This window comes from Blautia sp. AM42-2 (genome assembly GCF_003480245.1).
Classification (GTDB): domain Bacteria; phylum Bacillota; class Clostridia; order Lachnospirales; family Lachnospiraceae; genus Fusicatenibacter; species Fusicatenibacter saccharivorans.
Genome location: NZ_QUIM01000011.1, coordinates 39,186 through 57,585 on the forward strand (window position 1 = coordinate 39,186; position 18,400 = coordinate 57,585).

Below are 18,400 nucleotides of genomic sequence, written 5' to 3' on the forward strand. Positions count from 1 at the left end.
TACACTATAAAAAGGCTCCACTGCAATCCAAAGCAGTAGAGCCCCTTCTCCAAATTTTTCTGTTATTAATCCGTCCCGTTATCCGGCGCATGCCGTCCGCACTTTCTCGTCCAGCGTCGTCTGAATCTCTTTTAAGTTCACCGGTTTCGGAATATGCCCGCGTCCGCGCACCGCTTGCGGTCCGTTGCAAAGGTATTTGCTGTCATCGCAAAAATCGGAACATCATTGTCCTCACGCACACTGTTTCGAATTTTTTTCGTCGCCTCGATGCCCTCCATCACCGGCATCTGCATATCCATGAAGATCGCAAAATAGCTTCCCGGATCCGACGCTTCAAACTGATCCACGGCCTCGGAACCATTCTCCGCCCAGTCCACGACAAGGCCGAGGCTTCCGAGCAGCTCCGTCGCAACCTCTGCATTCAGTGCATTATCCTCCGCAAGCAGAACAGCAGCACACCTGCAATCAGTGCCACCAGATACAGCGGGTGGTCAAACAGATACGCCATGATGGTCGGTGTCCCCACATCTTCCACATAGCTCTGCACAATTTCCGCTCTGCTCTTTCGTGATACGTTGTAAAGCGTTTTTTCCCACAGACCGTAGAAACTCCGGTCAACCTCTGAGAGTACGCCCATCCGCAGGGACATCGATGCACCTGGCACAACTTCCACGCGGAGGCGGTTCTGCGTATCATCTCTTGCCAGCTTCTGCGCTGTGTAGGTCATCAGCAGTGCACCGTCCACATTCTCATTGACCAGTCTCTGCACACATTCGTCCGTATCTTTCACCGACACAATTTCTGCATTCGGCCATTCATTGTTCAGGATTTCTTTGACCGTCACACCATCGTCGATTACCGCTATTCTCTGCAGTTTTCCCGACGCACCGCGCCGCCGCAATTCCTTTTGCCTCCCCGTTTTCATACCACGAGTATTGATTTCCGTCCGGATTCATCACGCCGCGGATCACGGCGCCGCTCTCTTTCAGCTGGGAAAGAAGCGCTTTTTCCTCTGCCGTGTAATCGGTATTCACTTCCACGGAACCGTAATATTTATTGTACAGATCAGACCGCCAGTTCGGTGTCTCCACGTTCATGCTCGTAAATGCGGTGATCGCCGGATGGCGGGAAAATGCAAACTCCTCCTCGCGCTCCGGTATCTTTTTGGCAGCCGTATAAATGTCTGCTTCTCCATTTTGCAGCATCTCCTCACATTCCTTCGCCGTCTTATCGTATCCGACGTAGGAAAACGTACACTGCATATATTTGGCAATGCCCTGCATCATCTCATATCCATATCCGCTCCACAGTCCGTTTTCGTCCTGCATGTGATAGCTGTCGAAGGCTGCTGCTGGACCTATGAAAAAGCCTATAAGAGAATTTATCAGGTACTCACAATGGAAAATTCCTGAAGTAAACTGCGGAATCGCAAGTATGTGTTTCGTCTTGAAAAAGCAGCAAAAATATAGTATAATATTTTTGTTGCTGACCCGGCTGAAACATTTATAATTCTTGTTTCTGTAGCTCAGTAGGATATAGCGTCCGCCTCCTAAGAGAAAGCCGAGGCATTCCCCAAATTGGGGAACGTTCTAATGTTACCAAATCAAAAAAAAATCTGTAGATTGACAACTCGAAAAAGAGTTGATAATCTTATATATGGCCGAAGGGAAAAATCCCAGAAACCCAGTAAAATCAAGGGTTTGCGGCATGTGTCGTCATAGCTCAGCTGGATAGAGCACTCGCCTCCTAAGAGAAAGCCGAGGCATTCCCCAAAGGGAAAAAATGAAAAACAACTTTCAGTTCAAATCTATTCTGAAAAATGCCAAAGGTGACAACAAAGCATTCTCCAATTTGGGGAACGTTCTAATGTTACCAAATCGAAAAAATCTGTAGATTGACAACTCGAAAAAGAGTTGATAATCTTATATATGGCCGAAGGGAAAAATCCCAGAAACCCAGTAAAATCAAGGGTTTGCGGCATGTGTCGTCATAGCTCAGCTGGATAGAGCACTCGCCTCCTAAGAGAAAGCCGAGGCATTCCCCAAAGGGAAAAATGAAAAACAACTTTCAGTTCGAATCTATTCTGAAAAATGCTAATGGTGACAACAAAGCATTCCCCAAATTGGGGAACGTTCTAATGTTACCAAATCGAAAAAATCTGTAGATTGACAACTCAAAAAAGAGTTGATAATCTTATATATGGCCGAAGGGAAAATCCCAGAAACCCAGTAAAATCAAGGGTTTGCGGCATGTGTCGTCATAGCTCAGCTGGATAGAGCACTCGCCTCCTAAGCGAGGGGTCGGAGGTTCAAATCCTCTTGGCGACGGGCTTCAAAGCGTTCGAAAATGTTAGCTGGATTAGCTGACAACGAACGCTTTTGTTATTTTCAAATCACGTTCGTGACACAAAATTCCATTTAAAATGATCAATTTCCAGCTAACGCAATCCGATTTTTGTTAGCTGACAGCTAATCAAAATTACCGGTTTGCAAACATGGGTTTTAAGAAGTCCAGCTAACATTTGGGTTCCGCTCCGTTGTCACCCCTTATTCGGGGATGTAAATCAGAGAAAAGGCGGGAAAAGAAACAATCTCTCCCAAACCTGCAAACATGAATTAGCTGAAACAGTATTTAATTCTATTAGCTACAGCTAATGGTCAAACAGCAATGTCTGTTTGGAACTTTACTATCTATAAAAGTTCCAGGCAGGCATTTTTTATTTCCTGAATCCTGGAGGAAAGGAGTCAAGATGACTGAGCCAAACAGACAATCAGGAGAAAACGAAGAAAGAATCATAGAAATTGAGATTGAGCGTCTTCGTCCGTTCAAAGAGCACCCGTTTCAGGTAAAAGATGATAAGGAAATGTTTCTTTTGCAGGAAAGCATTGAGAAGTATGGAATTTTAAATCCGCTAATCGTCAGACCAGTACCGGATGGATACTATGAGATCATATCCGGTCACAGAAGAAAACATGCTGCGGAGAAACTGGGATACCGTAAAGTACCAGTAATCATCCGAGTATTAAGTGAAGATGATTCCATTTTAAGCATGGTAGATTCTAATCTTCACAGAGAACGGATCAGCTACAGTGAAAAAGCTTTTGCTTACAAACTGAAGAATGACGTATTAAAAAGAAAAAGTGGTCGAAAAAAGAGCCAAGTTGACCACAAAACACCAAGAAAGCGGGCGATAGAAATCATCAGTGAAGATTGTGGTGATAGCCCAAAACAAGTGCAGCGTTATATCTCACTGACAAAACTGATACCGGAAATGCTGCAGAAACTGGATGATGAGATCATTTCTTTTTGTCCGGCTGTAGAGATAGCTGCATTAAGTGAAAAAGAGCAAAAGGAACTGCTTGTAGCAATGGAGTATGCACAGGCAATCCCATCACTCTCACAGGCCCAGAGGATCCGGCAAATGAGTAAAGAAAAGCAGTTGTCACTGGAAAAGATGGAAGAAATCATGTGTGAGGTTAAAAAGGGTGAAATCACAAGAGTGGCTTTCACAAACGAACAGCTACATAAGTATTTTCCGAATTCCTATACACCGGCAATGATGAAGCGGGAAATACTGGCACTGTTGAAATTATGGAAAAAAGAATCATGGGAAAGTTAAAGGAGGAAGAAATCATGTGTAAAGTTATATCCGTAGTAAACCAGAAAGGCGGCGTTGGAAAGACCACCACAACCGTAAATGTAGGCATTGGACTGGCAAGAGAAGGTAAGAAAGTGTTGCTGATTGACGCGGATCCACAGGGAAGTTTAACAGCAAGTCTTGGATATGAGGAACCGGATGATCTTCGCATCACACTGGCAACGATCATGATGGATGTCATCAACGAAGAAGAAATCTCTCTGGAAGATGGTATCTTACATCACCAGGAAAATGTAGATCTACTTCCGGCAAATATTGAGCTTTCTGCCCTGGAAGTAACGATGGGAAATGTTATGAGCAGAGAAATGATCATGAAGGAATATATCGATGCGATAAGATGCCGATACGATTATATCCTGATCGACTGTATGCCAAGCCTTGGTATGATGACAATCAATGCACTGGTCTCCTCTGATTCTGTGCTGATACCTGTACAGGCCGCATATCTGCCTGTTAAAGGACTTCAGCAGCTGATCAAGACCATTCTTACAGTAAAGAAAAGACTGAACCGGAAACTGGCGATTGAGGGCATTCTCTTGACTATGGTAGATTTCAGAACCAATTACGCAAGAGACATTGCATCGAGAGTACATACAACCTACGGAAGCCAGATTGAAGTATTTGAAAATGTGATCCCGATGTCTGTAAAAGCAGCTGAGACCAGTGCAGAGGGAAAAAGTATTTACATGCACTGTCCGAAAGGAAAAGTTGCCGAGGCATATATGAAATTGACACAGGAGGTTTTGAGTAATGAAAAATAGAAGTGGCGAAAAGATTAAACTGGCAAGTATTGATGAACTGCTTGGTGTGGTAAATGAAGAGTCAGCAATGGAGATAGAAATTAGTAAGATCCATCCGTTTAAGAATCATCCGTTCAAGGTGCTGGATGATGAAAAGATGCAGGATCTGGTTGAAAGTGTAAAAATCAATGGAGTACTGACTCCGGTACTGCTTCGCATGGATGAAAATGAAGAATATGAAATGGTATCCGGTCACAGAAGAATGCATGCAGCACAGCTTGCAGGACTTACGACTATTCCGGCAATCGTAAGAGAATTATCGGATGATGATGCCATTGTGGCGATGGTGGACGCTAACATTCAGCGAGAGGAACTGTTGCCGAGTGAGAAAGCTTTTGCTTATAAGATGAAATTAGCAGCTATGAAAAGACAAGCAGGAAGACCAAAAAGTAATTCTGGCCAAAATGACCAGAATTTAATAGGAACTGTATCTAGGGATGTATTAGCAGAGCAAGTTGGAGAAAGTTCTAAACAGATTCAGCGTTACATTCGCCTGACAGAATTGATTCCTGAACTTCTTGATCTGGTAGATAACAAAAAGCTTCAATTCACGGTTGCTGTAGATATCTCTTACATCGATAAGGAAGTACAGGGATGGATTTACGAATATATCTGCGACACAGGATTTATCAAACCAAAACAGATTGCAGCACTCAGAATTCAGCTGAATGATGGACCAATCAATCAGATCCAGATGTTATCAATTTTCAATAACTGTGTGATGGCAAAGAAAGTATCCCGGTCTCTTACTTTCTCAGAAAAGAAACTGACAAAGTACTTTCCGGATGATTATACAGCCAAAGATATGGAGCAGGTGATTGAATCATTATTAGAAAAATGGATGCAGGAACAGTCCTGTTAAGGATAGAAAAAGCTAAGAAAACAAAGTCAAAGAAGTTTAAAAAGAGGACTTCTTAGCAGAAAATGAAAGGAGGAAACTATGGAGAAAAAAATGACATTTAATTATTTTTACGGTACCGAAGCTGATCAGTTCAGCTTCTACCGCATACCAAAAGCATTATTTACAGACAGTTATTTTAAAGATTTATCGAGCGATGCTAAAATTTTATATGGACTGATGTTGGATCGAATGTCTCTTTCCATCAAGAATCAGTGGTTTGACGACAAAAACAGAGCATATATCTACTTTTCCATCGAAGATATCATGGAATTACTGAACTGTGGCAGAAATAAAGCCATTAAATCCATGAGAGAACTGGATGACGAAACAGGAATTGGTCTGATTGAGAAACGCAGACAGGGATTTGGAAAGGTGAACGTTATCTACGTGAAAACCTTTATGCCTGAGAAAACAGATGAGAAAAAATTTGGAGAGGAATTAAAGAAGTTTAAAAAACAAACTTCTGTGGAAAATGAGGAATCTACAGAAGTTTACAATTCAAACTTCATGAAGTCCCAAAATCAAACTTCTAGAAGTCCCGAAAACAAACTTCAAGAAGTTTACATTTCAAACCCTAATAATACTAATCTTAGTGATACTGAAATGAATAATAATAAATCTAATCATATCATATCTGTGGATGAGAAAAGATTTGATAGCGATAATCACTCTGAGGATTATCAGGCTTATGAAAACCTTGTCAAAGAGACCATTGATTATGAATCACTGGAAGTAACCCATCATGACGATATGCGACAGGTAGATGAAATCGTGAACCTGATCGTAGAGACTGTGATGTGTAAAAACGACAAGATATTGATTGCCAGCAACTGGTATCCGGCATCACTGGTGAAGAAAAAATTTCTGATGTTGACCTATTCACATATCGAGTATGTCTTACACTGTATGAGTGGTAACACCACAAAGGTGAAGAATATCAAGAAATATTTGTTAGCAGCCCTGTTTAATGCACCGTCAACGATGAACGGGTATTATCAGGCAGAGGTGAACCATGATATGCCAGGACTGGTAAGATAGGAGGTGCACATGTTTATTTTAAAATTTGCTGGGAAGATATTATTACTGCCAGTATGGCTGATCCTTTTTGTGATCGGCCTGGCAGTAAAGATGACAGTACAGACTTATGCGGTTGTCAGAGGGATCCTTGGGTTTATATTCACTTTGTTGATTATAGCAACTGCATACTGTTACCATGACTGGGTACAGGTTGCATTTCTGTTTTCGCTGAGTGTAATTCTGTATCTGATCCTGTTTGCAGGAGTGTTCGTAGATACTGTACTGGACATGACAAGAGAACGTATTATTGATTTTATTATATCGTGAGGAGGATATGAAAATGAGCGAAAACAATGATTATATTCAGTTACCACCACTTAAAAAAGACACACCGTCCGATGTGGTAGCATTTATGTGGGAGTACATGAAAGTACCGGAGGATTCAAGAGAAAAAGTTAAGAATCTGCTTAAAGATGCAAATGAAAATGGCGTAAAATTAAGTCATCAGGCACCAACACTGTATGATGTTGTCCCAAAAGAAGAAATTACTGAATTTGAAGAGCTTATGCGCAAAACCATAGCTGACATTGTATCAGAAGCCAGTGGCATTGCCTGTTGGGTGTATGTGCAGAAATATGTGAAACAGAAAACTCTTGACGAAATGCTGCAAGAATTGCCAGGAGCAGGCCAGTTTATCATTGTCATGGATACCTGGTTCGAAAGACTGATGGCGGAATAATGGATGCTATGATAGAATAAAGAAAACGATTTGAAGTGCAAATCGGAGTTTGAAGCGGAGGTATGTATTATGAATATAGGATTTTGGTCGTGTATAATTTTGGTAATACCATTTCTGATTATAGGTGTGTTATTTGCGATTTTTAAGGAAAAAGCAGCAAAATTTGTTTCAGGATTTAATTCATTTTCTAAAGAAGAACAGGCATTGTATGATAAAGCTCATATCTCTCGTGATATAAGAAATCAGTGCTTTATGTGGGCTATTATAATGTTGGCAGGAGCATTATTATCCTGCTTTTTAACCCCATATATAGCTATACCAACCTATATTATTTGGTTAGTTCTGTTTTTTAGAGAAGTCCACTTTGATAATCATAAAGCGTTTGAAAAATATTTATTAAAGTAAATTCAAGTTTACAGAACTGAATCAAAAGAGCTCGAAGGAGCTCTTTTTCCTTTTTTATAATAGTATCTGGGACTGTTGTTCCGTTGATAAGATTTTCAAGTTGTTGTGCGACTTCGGCTTGTTTGTTTGGATACAGACGACTATAAGTATTTAAGGTTTGAAAGAATTGTAGAGCAGATGAAACAGGCACAGGGGATCACAGAACAGTTAAAGGCAGAAAATCAGATGGAATGGGTAGCGAGAATGAACAATATGTAATCGTGTGCAAGGGAGATTGTGGATACAGAGATGGTTTATCAATAATGGAAATAAAATGAAGGAGAAAAGGCGGCAGTTTAGAAAGGCTGTTGCCTTTTAGGAATTGTTGTTTATTTGTTGTTTTTTATAAGATATACTATAAAGAAAAGATAGCATTATAGCCAGAGGTGGAATTTATGAACTATAAAATTTTAATGGTTGATGATGATAGAGAATTGCTAAAAATGTTGAATCAATACTTTACATTGAAGAATTATACAGTGATTATTGCAGAAAATGGCATAGAAGCAATGGAAAAGATAAGTGTAAATCCCGATATTATTTTATTGGATGTAAATATGCCGGGAATGGACGGAATTGAAGTGTGCAGAAGAATCAGAGATATGGTTTCCTGTCCGATTATTTTTTTGACCGCAAAAGTAGAAGAACAGGATCGAGTAATGGGATTGTTGTCTGGTGGCGATGATTATGTTTTAAAACCATTCAGTTTGAAAGAATTAGATGCCAGAATTATTGCTCATTTGAAACGTGAAGAACGTTTACATAGGAAAAAAGAACAAGGGTTTTATGGAGAATTAGTAATTGACTATGCCAGTAAATGTGCACATATTAAAGGGAATGCTTTAGAGCTTACTAAATTAGAATATGAGATTATAGAATTTTTATCCATGAATCCTGAAATGATTTTTGATAAAGAACGTATTTATGAAAAGATTAGTGGATATGACACAGAAGGAGATAGTCGAGTAGTGACTGAACTAATCCGTAGAATTCGTAATAAAATAAAACGATATACAAAACATGAATATATTGAAACAGTATGGGGGATGGGATATAAATGGAAAAAATAAAAAATCTTTCGTTAAGAAAAACCATTGTCTTATATATGATAGTCAGTTTGATAGTTAGTTTTTATCTTTCGGCATTGATTATGCGAATGGCAGCAACTATACAAGATGACATTTGGTGGAAATACGTAGATCAAGAAAAGTATTTTGAAATGGCTGAAGGTGACGGTAGAAAGTATTTGACAGATGTTCCGAGACCGAATTCTTATGAAATGAAAAAATTTGATTATCATGTATCAGAGATATGTGACTTCCTTCAGACGTTTACAGTACTTATTGTGTCTGTGGTAGGCAATATCATAGCAGTGTTTCTTTTTTATAAGCATAAATTAAAAAATCCCATTGAAGAATTAGAACTGGCATCACAACAGGTTGGTCGAAATAATTTGGATTTTCATATTACCTATGAAAATAAGGATGAAATGGGAAGATTGTGCGAGGAATTTGAACGGATGAAGGAGCAGCTTGCAGAAAATAACCATCAATTATGGAAAATAATTGAGGAAGAAAAGGCTTTGCGAGCAGCGATTGCACATGATATCCGTTCACCGCTATCTGTATTGGCGGGGTATCAGGAAATGCTTTCAGAATATCTTCCTGAAGAAGAGATAGATATGGATCGAGCCTTAGGTATGGTAAATGAGAGTAAAAAACAGATTGAACGCATGGATACATTTGTAGAAACAATGAGGAAGATGAGCAGTTTAGATACAAGGGAGTTAGTGGTAGAAGAAATTACAAGTATGCAGTTAGAAATAGATATACAGGCAGAGTTGAATGTGTTTGAGAAAAAATTTGGAAAAAGATGCGAATTAGAATGTGTGGAAACAGCAGAAAAATTTTCGGGAGATAAGGAAGTGATTTTAGAGGTTATAGAAAACCTTTTGTCAAATGCCTTTCGTTATGCTAAAACAAAAGTGGAAATGGAAGTTCTCCTTACTTGTTCTGAATTACAAATCAGAGTAAAGGATGATGGAGTGGGTTTTACAGTAGACAAGCAAAAGGCAACAGAGCTTTTTTATCAGCAAAATGTGAAAGACAGTTTGAAACATTCAGGAATGGGCATGTATATCAGCAGATTGTATTGTGAAAAGCATGGTGGTCAGTTATTGATAGAAAATGAAAAACAGAGTGGAGCTGTAATAACAGCAGTATTTCATCGGATTGCATGAGCGGTCCGATTTTTTTATGCTGTTGTCTTTTTGTTGTGATTTATATTTTATGATGTCTATAACGAAGGAAAGGAGGAATACGTATGATTGCTATTTTTAAAAGAGAGATTAGGAATTATCTAAAGCGACCGTTATTTTGGGTAGGTGTTCTGCTTGTGATTTATGGTGTGTTTAATGCGACAAGTCCATATTTAACCACACATTATCTTACAACGGGGGAGGAAATCATCAATGATCAGTCCAACACTTCGGTTGAAGGAGAAGTGTATGAGGGCTATATTCCAGCCACGCCTGAAAAGCACAGAGAGGTATGGCATGAAAAGGTAAAAATAAAATTAACGGATGTGTTTGGATTGACGGATTCAGAAGCACAGAATGTCATTGAAAAGCTGGAAAGCATGAATTTAAAAGAGGCCTATGCGTATTTGGAGCAGGAATATGACTGGTACGGGGCAAGGTATTTATACGAGGACAGTACGTATTATAAGGGAACGGCAGAAGAAATCAACGCATATCTAGATAAAAAATTGGAAGATAAGACATTTTCTTTTTATTACGCAAGAAAATTTGCTGATTTTGCGGGTCTGTATATGGTGTTTTTTGCAATTATTATGTTGGCGGTTTTATTTTTACAAGATACAAAAAAGCATACTTATGAATTGTTGCATACAAAGCCTGTGACTGCCGGGAAGTATGTAATGGGAAAAGTGAGTGCAGGATTTACAATTTGTTTGCTTGTGCTAACTATTTTGAATATACTGTTTTGGGTATTGTGCCGCATCTATACAAAGGATAGTGGATTTGAAGTGCGACTATGGGATTTTGTGGCTTCTACGGTACTTTATATATTGCCTAATATGCTGATGATTGTGAGTATATATACATTGATTTCACTCATATTTAAAAATCCACTTCCGGGTGTACCACTTTTGATTCTTTATATGGTGTATTCCAATTTGGGCGGAACTAATGCAGAGGGAGTTTACGGATATTGGGGCAAACCTTTGGCAATCATGGTACGATTTCCGGGGCAGCTTTTTGATACGACACCGCCCCCGATGGCGCTCTTAAATCAAAGTTTTCTTATTATTGTATCGGTAGTAATTATACTGATTTCGATACAGATTTGGAAGCGGAGGCGAATATAAATGAAGAAGGAAATGAAGATTGTTCTGCCATTTTATAAAATTGCTTATGCAGTATCCTTTGTTGTAATTTTAAGTGTGATTCGTGCAGTTGTTTTCACGTATGAAATAGGACTATCCATAGAGCCGCCTTTTGCGATATTGACTGCTGTTTTTTGTGCAGATACTTATGTGCAGGAAATTACAAGCAACCGTTCCGAAGTTCAGAGACTGTATCAGATAAAAAAGAGAATCTATTCTATTATACAGAGACTGATGATACAGGGAACTTTTTTGCTGCTGCTCGCTGTTCTTGGATATGGATTGTTTTTTGCGTTTCAGAAACCAATTACACATCCAGTAACAGAAAGTGAAATACTTCAGTTTATTACCTGTTTTGGGGCGATTGTAGTAACTATTTTCTTTTGGGGAATATTGGCTAATACATTGTCTATGCTTTTTCGCAATATGTGGATGGGAATTGGAAGCAGTCTTTTGATATGGGTAGCAACAAATTCCACAGGTGGAGATAAACTTTTTGGAGCATGGAATCTGTTTTCTTATTCTTTTAGAGATATAGAAAATACTGCCGATATTACATGGCTGTATGGGAAAGGCTTGTGTATTTGTATCGGACTGATTTTGTTACTGGCATTGCCGAAGATCGTAAGAAAGAGAGGGTAAATTTATGAGTATTCATATTGAGGATTTAACGGTAAGATTTAAGAATAGTGTCACAGCAATCGACCATGCAGATTTAGATATACCAAATGGGATATTTGGACTATTGGGAGAAAATGGAGCGGGAAAGACAACTTTGATGAGAGTTTTGACCACTGTGCTTAAACCTACAAACGGAATGGTTACATTAGACGGAATTTTGTATAGCGAAGGAAACTATGAAAAAATCCAAAGAAAGATAGGGTATTTACCACAGGAAATTGAACTGTATCCTAATTTGACGGTTCAGGAGTGTTTGGAGTATATGGGAGATCTGGCAGGTGTTCCGAAAGCAGAATGTAGAAAGCGGATAGATTATTATTTGAAAAAGACCAGTCTTATAGAACATCGTAAGAAGAAAATGAAGCAGTTATCAGGCGGTATGAAGCGACGGGTAGGATTGGTGCAGGCGCTTTTAAATGAACCGGAATTTTTAATTGTGGATGAGCCAACTACCGGTTTAGATCCGGAGGAACGTATTCGCATCCGCAATTTGTTAGTAGATTTTTCTGAAAACAGAACGGTTTTGTTTTCAACTCATGTGGTAGAAGACTTAGCTGCCACCTGCAATCAGCTTGCAATTATGCATAAAGGTCGATTTCTGTATGCGGGTTCTATGAAGAATTTGACAGAAGAAGCACAGGGGAAAATCTGGATTTGCAAAGTACCTGATGAGAGAAAAGCAAGAGAAGTGGAACAGAAGTATCGTATTACATCTAAACAGTATGTTGAGGGGGGATTGCAGTTAAGAGTGATTTCTGAAATACAGCCAGAATTGGAGTGTATGTCAATTCCTGCAACGTTGGAAGATGCTTATATTTATGTGACGAATCAATACGAGTAGATAAAGCACCATCTGATGCTTTACTACCAGTTGCACGTTGTTCGCTTTGAATATTTGTGGAGAAAAAGTATGTATTATTTTGGCTTTCTATAAAACCTATAAACCAGCCATTTATATCCTGCCCGTTCACTCGTCCGGTTCCGGTTTTTCCATAAATTCTCCATTTTCAGAGGCGGTAAGATGGATGGAATTTTTGACGGCATGAATATTAGCAGGAGAACTTTTGTATATGGAATTCAGGCGATATTTATATCGAAGGAAAGCAAATGTAACCGCCCAGAGTATCTTGCTGGCGATCGGGTATAACATAAACAAGCTTCATCATAAGATTCAGGCAGGAAGGACAGGGCGGCATTTATTTCCACTCAAACAAACCGCCTGATTTTGACAGGTCAAAAGTAAATCCTGAAAACGAACCTTTTTCCAGAAAAGGTTTATTAAAGTTCGCCTTCTTGTAGAAACAGAATGAAAGGAGAGAATATTTCGCCTTAAAAACGGCAAAAAGATGCTGCCGCACCTATGATTTCCTAATCATTGATGCGACAGCCCCGACTATAAGGAGATTTCCTTAACCTTCAATGGCAATATAACCATCTTTTTCTATTTTCTCAGGTGCTTTCTTTGGCACGGACAGTTTCAGAATACCATCTTCATATTTTGCATGAATGTCTTCTTCGCTTACTGCATCGCCTACATAAAAGCTTCGGCACATGCTGCCCGCATAGCGTTCACGCCTGATATAATTACCTTCTTTATCTTTTTCATCTTTATCCAGTCCCTTTGCAGCAGAAAGTACCAGATAACCATCTTTCAGCTGTACCTGAATCTCGTCTTTCTTAAATCCCGGAAGATCGACATCCAGTTCATAGCTACCGTCTGTTTCACGGATATCCGTTTTCATCATGTTCTGCGCATGTTTACCATAAAGCGGATTCTTCTTGCCCCAAAACTCATCGTTAAACGGGAAGTTCATCCAATCATCATCAAATAAGTTTTCTCCAAAAATACTAGGCATTAACATAAGTCATCTCTCCTTTTCATGACAAACAAATCTATATTCAAGTCTTTCGACTGTTACTTACAATTATATTTAAAGGGTACTGCCCGAAATCTTCGGGCAACACCACGAGCTTTTTATCAATCAGATGTTATCATTATCATTCAATGGTTATATATTTCGGATCATTGGAAACTGGTTTTGCTTCTTTCTTCGGAACAAACAGTTTCAGGATTCCATGTTTGTATTCACCTTTAATGTCTTCCTGAGTCACTTCTTCGCCTACATAAAAGCTTCGCTCGCAGGCTCCTGCGTAACGTTCACGTCTGATGTAGTGTCCCTTCTTATCTTCATCGTCTTCATCCAGACCTTTTGCTGCACTGACAGTTAAGTAACCATCTTTCAATGCAACTTTGACTTCATCTTTCTTGAAGCCAGGAACATCAACAATCAGTTCATAACCTTCCGGTTTTTCCTTAATATCTGTCTTCAGGAGATTCTGTGCTCTTCTTCCGTACAGCTTCTTTTCCGCTTTCTTCTCATCTTTGTCATCATAATAGAATGGTGTAAAGAAATCATCAAATAAGTTTTCTCCAAAAATACTAGGCATTAACATAAGTCATATCTCCTTTCAAAAGCTCCCTAGATCTTCACGATCCAGTCTGCTGTATTATCATTTCTAGTTCTTCGAACATCTGGAATACCTTTTCTTTTATCTCTCTTCCTTTGTTCTATCTGTAATATAACACGCATTATTAGCACTGTCAAGAGGTGAGTGCTAATTTTTTGTGAAGATTTTGTGAATGTTGTGAAACTTGTGAATGTGTTTTGTGAACGCTATAAGCCATGCAAAATGGTGAAAAAAGACGCCCTGCAAGTTTACTGTTAATGCATCAGCCTTTTAAAATTAGCCAACTACTTTTCCAAAAGTTTTTAAGGTGGAGCCGGAAGTGACTTGGATAGGAGCATATTTTTTATTTAGAGAAATAAGTTGGATACCGGAATCAGATTGATGATATTTCTTTACATAAGCATCACCATCGAGGAAAAAGACACCGATTTCTCCTTCTTCAAGAGTTTCTTGTTTATGAATCCAGATGATCTGTCCATCCAGATAGAGAGGCTCCATACTGTCACCACATATGATGTTGTTCCGAAAGAAGAAATTGCTGAATTTGAAGAGCTTATGCGCAAAACCATAGCTGACATTGTATCAGAAGCCAGTAGCGTTGTCTGTTGGGTGTATGTGCAGAAATATGTGAAGCACAAAACCCTAAACGAAATGCTGCAAGAATTGCCAGACGTAGGTCAATTCATCCTAGCTATGGATACCTGGTTTGAAAAACTGATGGAGAAATAATCTAGGAAAATAGTTTAAAGTTTACATGTTATGATCATGTATGAAGTTGGAACAAAATAAAAGATTGTGCTATACTATGGTTTAAGAAAAAAACTCATTGACATATTTCAATCTATTTAGGAGGATAAACGATCATGTGTACAGCAGCGACTTATAAAACAAAAGATTTTTACTTTGGACGAACCCTCGATTATGAATTCTCTTATGGTGATCAGATAGTAATTACACCACGTAATTATGCGTTTAATTTTCGCCATGTTGGCGATATGAAAAATCATTATGCAATTATTGGAATGGCTCATGTTGCAGAGGATTATCCTTTGTATTATGATGCTATGAATGAAAAAGGAGTGGCAATGGCAGGACTGAATTTTGTCGGAAATGCTGTTTATGCCGCGATTAAGCCAGATGTGGAAAATATTGCACAGTTTGAATTTATTCCGTGGATTTTAAGTCAGTGTTCTTCTTTAGTTGAAGTTCGCGAGCTTCTTGAACGAATTAATATTGTTAATACTCCTTTTAGCGAGCAATTACCATTAGCACAATTACACTGGATCATTTCTGATGAGAATGAGTCAATTACGGTAGAATCTATGTCAGATGGTTTGCATATTTATGACAATCCAGTAGGAGTGCTTACGAATAATCCGCCATTTCCACAGCAGATGTTTCAACTAAATAATTATATGTATTTATCTCCTAAACAGCCCAGAAATACTTTCTGCGAAAATTTGGCTCTTGATGCATATAGTAGAGGTATGGGAGGATTAGGTCTTCCGGGAGATCTCTCATCTTCCTCACGCTTTGTACGTGTAGCTTTTACAAAGGTAAATGCAATTTCAGGTGAATCAGAGGAAGAAAGCGTTAGCCAATTCTTCCACATTCTCGGATCTGTGGATCAGCAACGAGGATGTTGCGAAGTAGCGGATGGAAAATATGAAATCACATTGTATACGTCGTGTTGTAATGTTACAAAAGGTATTTATTATTACAATACTTATGAAAACCATCAGATCAGTGCAGTAGATATGCATGTAGAAAATCTGGATAGTGATAAAATGATTTGTTATCCAGTAATTCAAGGAGAACGAATCAACTATCAAAATAAATAATGTTTTGAAATCAGGGATGAGGTAGAAAGGAAAGTTCCATGACAAAAGATGAAGTAAAAAAACTCAAGATGAACAGTCCGGAATCACTACAGTTTTTAAATAATGCTACAAAATTTTATAATTTAATGATGATGTATCGTTGTGCTATTCGGGAGATACAAACTAAACTTGAGGTTTTGGATGATGAATTTTCAGTTGAGAACAATCGAAATCCTATTTCTTTTATAAAAACAAGAATTAAGAAGCCCAATAGTATTTACGATAAACTGCAGAAGATGGGATATGAATTTACAACAGAAAATATACAGACATATCTCAATGATGTAGCAGGCGTTCGAATAGTTTGTGCGTTTATTGACGATATTTATATGATATCAGATTTGATTACCCAACAGGATGATATTAAAGTTATTGAAATAAAAGATTATATAAAAAATCCAAAATCGAATGGTTATCGAAGCTATCATATGATTGTTGAAATACCAGTATTTTTTGCTAAGGGTAAAACACCTATGCGTGTAGAATTACAGATTCGAACCAATGGTATGGATTTCTGGGCAACATTGGAACATCAACTTCGCTATAAAAAAGGAATTGAAGAAATGCCTGGTTATGATGAGATAAGTGAAGAATTACTTCATTCTGCAAGAGCTATCATTGAAGCGGATAATGAAATGCAGAGAATAAAAGACAAAATTGGTATGTTTCATGAAATTTAGGCAGAAAACTGAGCAAGTAGGAAGGTGGAATATATATGAAGCAAGATACTTTAGAGGGCAAAGCAAAAACAAAAAATGGGGTAAAACGGCTGTGTTTTTCCATAGTCTGCATTCTTCTGGAAGTAATTTTTATTATTACTATCGTAACACGCTTGAATGAATATGCAGAAATTATAAATTTATTTACAAGGATTTTGAGTGGAATCTTGGTTTTGGGATTGTACGCATCAGATAAGACCTCTTCTATGAAAATGCCTTGGGTCATCTTAATTCTAATCTTCCCAATTATGGGTGTAGGCCTGTATTTGTTGATTGGTTTGAATGGTGGCACACATAAAATGCGTGAACGATATACAGAAATTGATAGTAAATTATTACCAATGCTTCCTGACAATCAGGAGTGTTTGAGTAGAATAAAAGAAACGATTCCGAAAGCAGGAAATATCGCAAGTTACATACAAAGAAATTCGCAGTATCCAATCTATCAGAATACAGATATTGTGTATTTTGATGAAGCAGTGACAGGATTAGAGGCACAGCTTAAGGATTTGAAGAAAGCACAGAAATTTATCTTCATGGAATATCATGCGATAGAAGACGCTGAAGCATGGCATAAGATTCAAGATGTTCTGGAAGAGCGAGTAAAAGCAGGTGTGGAAGTTAGAGTATTCTATGATGATATGGGTTCTATAGGCTTTATTAATACAGATTTTGTGAAAAAAATGGAGCGAATAGGAATTCATTGCCGTGTATTCAATCCGTTTATGCCAGGTTTAAATCTGTTTTTGAACAACCGTGATCATAGAAAAATAACAGTTATTGATGGAAAAGTCGGATTTACAGGTGGATATAATCTCGCAAATGAATATTTTAATTACACACACCCGTACGGACAGTGGAAAGATACAGGTATTCGTTTAGAAGGAGATGCTGTTCAGTCGCTTACGGTGACATTTTTGGAGATGTGGAATGCAGTAAGTGATAAGGATTCTAATGATTCTGATTTTAGTAAATACCTTTTCCATTATGATTATGCGGCACAGCAAACTGGGTTTGTTCAACCTTATGCAGACAGTCCTATGGATAATGAGCAGGTAGGAGAAGAAGTTTATATCAGTATGATAAATAAAGCTGAAAAATACTGTTGGTTTATGACTCCATATCTAATCATAACAGATGAAATGACACATGCGTTATGCCTGGCTGCTAAGCGAGGGGTAGATGTAAGAATTATCACACCGGGTATCCCTGATAAGAAGTTCATTTATAATATAACTCGTTCTTTTTATCATGGATTAGTTAAACATGGTGTTCGTGTTTATGAGTGGACTCCTGGTTTCTGTCATGCAAAAATGAGTGTGGCAGATGACTGTATGGCAACTTGTGGAACAATTAATCTGGATTATCGAAGTTTATATCACCATTTTGAAAACGGCTGTTTTATGGCAGATTGTCAGGCAGTTGTGGAAATAAAAAATGATCTGATAAGAACGATGGGAGAATGTCGTGATGTGACAGACCAATATCAAACCGGACGAAGTGCATATTTGAGACTGGGACAATTATTTATGAGATTATTTGCTGGATTGCTATAAGAATCTGATGAAACGACCTTTCAAAAAACAGTTGATTTAGAAGTTAACTGTTTTTGAAAGGCTGTTTTTGTTATATCTAACAGTCTGTTGTACAAAGAAGATTTTGCGTGGGTGAAAAAAACAAACCTTGT

General features: G+C 38.3%; 21 protein-coding genes, 1 tRNA gene and 3 pseudogenes. 18 read left to right on the forward strand and 7 right to left on the reverse strand.

The annotated features are described in order from the left end of the window. Positions 1-137: 137 nt before the first annotated feature. The 3 genes from DW915_RS12010 to DW915_RS12020 are packed head-to-tail and all read right to left on the reverse strand — an operon-like array spanning position 138 to position 1,535. Positions 138-446 (reverse strand): response regulator, encoded by a 309-nt coding sequence (locus DW915_RS12010; RefSeq protein WP_082424717.1) that lies wholly within the window; start codon positions 444-446, stop codon positions 138-140. Beyond that, positions 422-844 carry a hypothetical protein gene (locus DW915_RS12015; RefSeq protein ID WP_117761376.1) on the reverse strand — a complete coding sequence of 141 codons (423 nt, stop codon included), beginning with the start codon at positions 842-844 and terminating at the stop codon, positions 422-424. Before DW915_RS12015 ends, DW915_RS12010 begins: the two co-directional genes overlap by 25 nt. Then, a complete protein-coding gene (locus DW915_RS12020) occupies positions 816-1,535 on the reverse strand; it encodes a transporter substrate-binding domain-containing protein (RefSeq protein ID WP_117761377.1) in 720 nt (239 codons plus the stop codon). The genes DW915_RS12015 and DW915_RS12020 overlap by 29 nt, the downstream gene beginning before the upstream one ends. 718 nt (positions 1,536-2,253) lie before the next feature. Here DW915_RS12020 and DW915_RS12025 point away from each other — a divergent pair. From DW915_RS12025 to DW915_RS12100, 14 genes and pseudogenes are all read left to right on the forward strand, one after another. Beyond that, positions 2,254-2,327, forward strand: a tRNA-Arg gene (locus tag DW915_RS12025). 326 nt (positions 2,328-2,653) lie between these two features. After that, positions 2,654-3,619 carry a ParB/RepB/Spo0J family partition protein gene (locus DW915_RS12035; protein WP_055194962.1) on the forward strand — a complete coding sequence of 322 codons (966 nt, stop codon included), beginning with the start codon at positions 2,654-2,656 and terminating at the stop codon, positions 3,617-3,619. Positions 3,620-3,633: 14 nt separating this feature from the next. Next, on the forward strand, positions 3,634-4,419 hold the full coding sequence (locus tag DW915_RS12040; RefSeq protein ID WP_055160152.1) for a ParA family protein: 786 nt from the start codon (positions 3,634-3,636) through the stop codon (positions 4,417-4,419). After that, a complete protein-coding gene (locus DW915_RS12045) occupies positions 4,409-5,320 on the forward strand; it encodes a ParB/RepB/Spo0J family partition protein (RefSeq protein WP_118742199.1) in 912 nt (303 codons plus the stop codon). The genes DW915_RS12040 and DW915_RS12045 overlap by 11 nt, the downstream gene beginning before the upstream one ends. 78 nt (positions 5,321-5,398) lie before the next feature. Then, positions 5,399-6,397, forward strand: a complete 999-nt coding sequence (locus DW915_RS12050) for a DUF6017 domain-containing protein (RefSeq protein WP_118742200.1) — start codon at positions 5,399-5,401, stop codon at positions 6,395-6,397. A 9-nt stretch (positions 6,398-6,406) separates the two neighbouring features. Continuing rightward, a complete protein-coding gene (locus DW915_RS12055) occupies positions 6,407-6,703 on the forward strand; it encodes a hypothetical protein (protein ID WP_008708038.1) in 297 nt (98 codons plus the stop codon). A 7-nt stretch (positions 6,704-6,710) separates the two neighbouring features. After that, positions 6,711-7,115, forward strand: a complete 405-nt coding sequence (locus DW915_RS12060) for a hypothetical protein (protein WP_118742201.1) — start codon at positions 6,711-6,713, stop codon at positions 7,113-7,115. Between the two features lie 69 nt (positions 7,116-7,184). Further along, on the forward strand, positions 7,185-7,520 hold the full coding sequence (locus DW915_RS12065; RefSeq protein WP_021982867.1) for a DUF3784 domain-containing protein: 336 nt from the start codon (positions 7,185-7,187) through the stop codon (positions 7,518-7,520). Between the two features lie 150 nt (positions 7,521-7,670). Further along, positions 7,671-7,778, forward strand: a pseudogene (locus tag DW915_RS12075) (TnpV protein); the annotation flags it as partial. Between the two features lie 176 nt (positions 7,779-7,954). Then, entirely contained in the window at positions 7,955-8,629 is a 675-nt protein-coding gene (locus DW915_RS12080) for a response regulator transcription factor (protein WP_118742202.1), read from the forward strand. Further along, positions 8,617-9,798 carry a HAMP domain-containing sensor histidine kinase gene (locus DW915_RS12085; protein ID WP_077325132.1) on the forward strand — a complete coding sequence of 394 codons (1,182 nt, stop codon included), beginning with the start codon at positions 8,617-8,619 and terminating at the stop codon, positions 9,796-9,798. Before DW915_RS12080 ends, DW915_RS12085 begins: the two co-directional genes overlap by 13 nt. 83 nt (positions 9,799-9,881) lie before the next feature. Further along, positions 9,882-10,946 (forward strand): ABC transporter permease, encoded by a 1,065-nt coding sequence (locus DW915_RS12090; RefSeq protein WP_022037030.1) that lies wholly within the window; start codon positions 9,882-9,884, stop codon positions 10,944-10,946. Then, complete coding sequence (locus DW915_RS12095) at positions 10,947-11,606, forward strand: hypothetical protein (RefSeq protein WP_015521696.1); 660 nt, start codon at positions 10,947-10,949, stop codon at positions 11,604-11,606. It abuts the gene before it with no gap. Positions 11,607-11,610: 4 nt separating this feature from the next. Then, complete coding sequence (locus DW915_RS12100; protein ID WP_015521697.1) at positions 11,611-12,486, forward strand: ABC transporter ATP-binding protein; 876 nt, start codon at positions 11,611-11,613, stop codon at positions 12,484-12,486. A gap of 73 nt (positions 12,487-12,559) precedes the next feature. Here DW915_RS12100 and DW915_RS16475 read toward each other — a convergent pair. From DW915_RS16475 to DW915_RS16580, 4 genes and pseudogenes are all read right to left on the reverse strand, one after another. Further along, positions 12,560-12,616 (reverse strand): annotated as a pseudogene (locus tag DW915_RS16475) (hypothetical protein); the annotation flags it as partial. 438 nt (positions 12,617-13,054) lie between these two features. Continuing rightward, positions 13,055-13,507 carry an Hsp20/alpha crystallin family protein gene (locus DW915_RS12110; RefSeq protein ID WP_118584015.1) on the reverse strand — a complete coding sequence of 151 codons (453 nt, stop codon included), beginning with the start codon at positions 13,505-13,507 and terminating at the stop codon, positions 13,055-13,057. Between the two features lie 136 nt (positions 13,508-13,643). Continuing rightward, entirely contained in the window at positions 13,644-14,099 is a 456-nt protein-coding gene (locus DW915_RS12115; protein ID WP_118254521.1) for an Hsp20/alpha crystallin family protein, read from the reverse strand. A gap of 291 nt (positions 14,100-14,390) precedes the next feature. Further along, positions 14,391-14,612 carry a S24 family peptidase gene (locus DW915_RS16580; RefSeq protein ID WP_081019717.1) on the reverse strand — a complete coding sequence of 74 codons (222 nt, stop codon included), beginning with the start codon at positions 14,610-14,612 and terminating at the stop codon, positions 14,391-14,393. A gap of 6 nt (positions 14,613-14,618) precedes the next feature. Between DW915_RS16580 and DW915_RS12125 the strand changes: the two are divergent. The 4 genes and pseudogenes from DW915_RS12125 to cls all read left to right on the forward strand — a co-directional run. Beyond that, positions 14,619-14,843, forward strand: a pseudogene (locus DW915_RS12125) (hypothetical protein); the annotation flags it as partial. A 134-nt stretch (positions 14,844-14,977) separates the two neighbouring features. Continuing rightward, positions 14,978-15,955: a choloylglycine hydrolase gene (bsh, locus tag DW915_RS12130; protein ID WP_005347230.1), complete on the forward strand. Its 978-nt coding sequence runs from the start codon at positions 14,978-14,980 to the stop codon at positions 15,953-15,955. Between the two features lie 38 nt (positions 15,956-15,993). Next, positions 15,994-16,674: a GTP pyrophosphokinase gene (locus DW915_RS12135; RefSeq protein WP_055221206.1), complete on the forward strand. Its 681-nt coding sequence runs from the start codon at positions 15,994-15,996 to the stop codon at positions 16,672-16,674. Positions 16,675-16,709: 35 nt separating this feature from the next. Further along, a complete protein-coding gene (gene cls, locus DW915_RS12140; protein ID WP_118742203.1) occupies positions 16,710-18,269 on the forward strand; it encodes a cardiolipin synthase in 1,560 nt (519 codons plus the stop codon). Positions 18,270-18,400: the final 131 nt, after the last annotated feature.